This is a genomic window from Mesorhizobium sp. M5C.F.Ca.IN.020.29.1.1 (genome assembly GCF_003997375.1).
GTDB classification, from domain to species: Bacteria; Pseudomonadota; Alphaproteobacteria; order Rhizobiales; family Rhizobiaceae; genus Mesorhizobium; species Mesorhizobium wenxiniae.
Window position 1 is genome coordinate 1 of record NZ_RZSW01000805.1, and the last position, 2,020, is coordinate 2,020.

Annotated in this window: 3 protein-coding genes; 1 reads left to right on the top strand and 2 read right to left on the bottom strand. The window is 61.8% G+C overall.

Annotated elements, in window-relative coordinates; genetic code table 11:
* Window positions 1-346: DUF4893 domain-containing protein (locus EOA85_RS33740; RefSeq protein ID WP_127212587.1), on the bottom strand; the 346-nt coding region annotated here is incomplete at its 3' end.
* A 123-nt stretch (window positions 347-469) separates the two neighbouring features.
* Between EOA85_RS33740 and EOA85_RS33745 the strand changes: the two genes are divergently transcribed.
* Window positions 470-1,393, top strand: a complete 924-nt coding sequence (locus EOA85_RS33745; RefSeq protein ID WP_127212588.1) for an NAD(P)-dependent oxidoreductase — start codon at window positions 470-472, stop codon at window positions 1,391-1,393.
* Between the two features lie 8 nt (window positions 1,394-1,401).
* Here EOA85_RS33745 and EOA85_RS33750 read toward each other — a convergent pair.
* Window positions 1,402-2,020: DUF1638 domain-containing protein (locus EOA85_RS33750; RefSeq protein ID WP_127212589.1), on the bottom strand; the 619-nt coding region annotated here is incomplete at its 5' end.

Genomic DNA, 2,020 nt, shown 5'->3' on the forward strand with positions numbered 1-2,020 from the left:
TTTTTTCCAGCATCCAGCCGGAACCGTGGTCGATCACCTGGAACTGGAACCAGCCATAGATGACGAGCGGGCTCAGCCCGCCGGCCTTGATCGTACGGCACTGCCAGTTGCCGGTCAGGTCCTTGTCGGAAAACGAGACCAACGGCTTTGCCAGCAAGGCGTCGAGCTGCTTGACATCGGCGGCGTCGCCAGCCCTGGCTTCGTCAAGGGCTGCCTTGCGCGTCTTGTCATATTTGTCGAGCCGCACCTTGTCGGCGGGCGTGATCAGCTTCTGCACCTCGCCATCGGCGAGCGCGGGCAGGGCGAAGCAGACAACGCCTGCGGCAATCAGGAGGCGAGAGATCATCGGTGCGTTTCCTGGTCGAAAGCTGGAACAGCCTGTTTTCTCGTTTGGCATACAACTTACCCGTTCGCGGTGACATGTCATCCGTGCTTAACAGCGATCAGCTTAAAAATCGTGGTTTCGCCGATGCGGATCTTGCTTACGGGATCGTCAGGGTGGCTGGGCAGCGCGCTAGCGCCGCGCCTGCGGGCTCTTGGCCATGGCGTCATCGGTCTCGATCCCGCCCCGTCGGCGCAAACGCAGGTGATCGGCTCGGTCGCCGACCGTGATCTGGTCATGCGGACGATCAGGGAAAACCGCATCGAGGCGATCATCCACAGCGGCGCGCTGCACAAGCCTGACATCGAACACCAACGTAATGAGGATTTCATCGAGACGAATGTGCGCGGCACGCTCAACCTGCTCGACGCGGCGGTGGTATCAGGCGTTCAGCGCTTCGTCTTCACGTCGACGACCTCGCTGATGATCTCGAAAGCCATACGCGCAGGCTTGACCGGCGATACGCGCAAGGCCGCCTGGCTGACGGAAGACGTGTCGCCCGAGCCGCGCAACATCTACGGCGTAACTAAGCTTTCGGCCGAGCATCTTTGCCGCCTCTATCACGCCCAGTCCGGACTGCCGGTGATCGTGCTGCGCACTGCGCGGTTCTTTCCTGAGGCAGACGACATGGCGCATGCGATCGAGCAGTCGGACGCCAACACCAAGGCCAATGAGCTGTTGTTCCGCCGGCTGACCGTGGAAGATGCCGCCGAGGCCCATGTCGCGGCGCTGGAGAAGGCGCCACGACTGGGCTTCGACATCTTCATCGTCTCGGCGCCAACGCCGTTCCGGCCCGATGATTGCGAGGCATTGATTGCCGATGCATCGTCCGTCGTCGCGCACTATTTTCCGGAATTTCCGGCGCTCTATGCGCGAAAGGGCTGGACGATGTTTTCCTCGATCGACCGTGTCTACGACGCCTCGCGGGCGCGGGACAGGCTGGGCTTCGTCTGCAAGACAAGCTTTGCCGATGTGATTGCCGCGCTCGCAGCGGACGAAGGGGCCGCCTGATCGAACCGTCAGGCTTGTGCCGCCGCGCTGGCCAGCTCCGTCGTCAGGTCGCCATAGCCGGTCGAGCGGCGCTCATAGGCGAGGCCGAGCATTCTTGCGGCCTTCTCGGCGACCTTGTCGAGTTCCGGGTCGTCGGTCTGGGCGATATAGACCAGCTTCTCGTAATTGCCGAAATAGTCCTTGATCAGCTCGGGATGCCTGTCGAGGCCGAGCGGCTTCATGAAGAAGGCGTCGAACTGCCGGCACAGGAAATCGGTCATGTAGAACGACATCATGTCGTCGTCGGCGACCTTAGCATAGGACTCCATGCCCTGGTAGAAGGCGAAGCAGTGCGGCCCGGCCATGCGCTCGACGCCATGCTTCTCGCAGACACGGTCAAGCAGGCCGCCGGTGCCGCAATCAGCGTAGCCGACGAAGATGTTACTGTAGCCGTCTGCCTTGGCCTTTTCGATTGCCTTGTCCATGGCTGGCGCGATGCGGTCCGGGTAGAAATGGAATTCCGCCGGCAGGCAGGTCAGGTCGAGATGGTCGAGCCCCAGCTGCTCCTTGACGGCCAGAACTTCGCGCGCAATCATCCCGCAGGCGATGACAAGCAGCCTGTCGCGTTGATCTGGTTTTAGCTTTCGC

Excerpts from the sequence above, each read along its gene's own strand:
- EOA85_RS33745 (WP_127212588.1), top strand. The coding sequence starts at position 470 with ATGCGGATCTTGCTTACGGGATCGTCAGGGTGGCTGGGCAGCGCGCTA.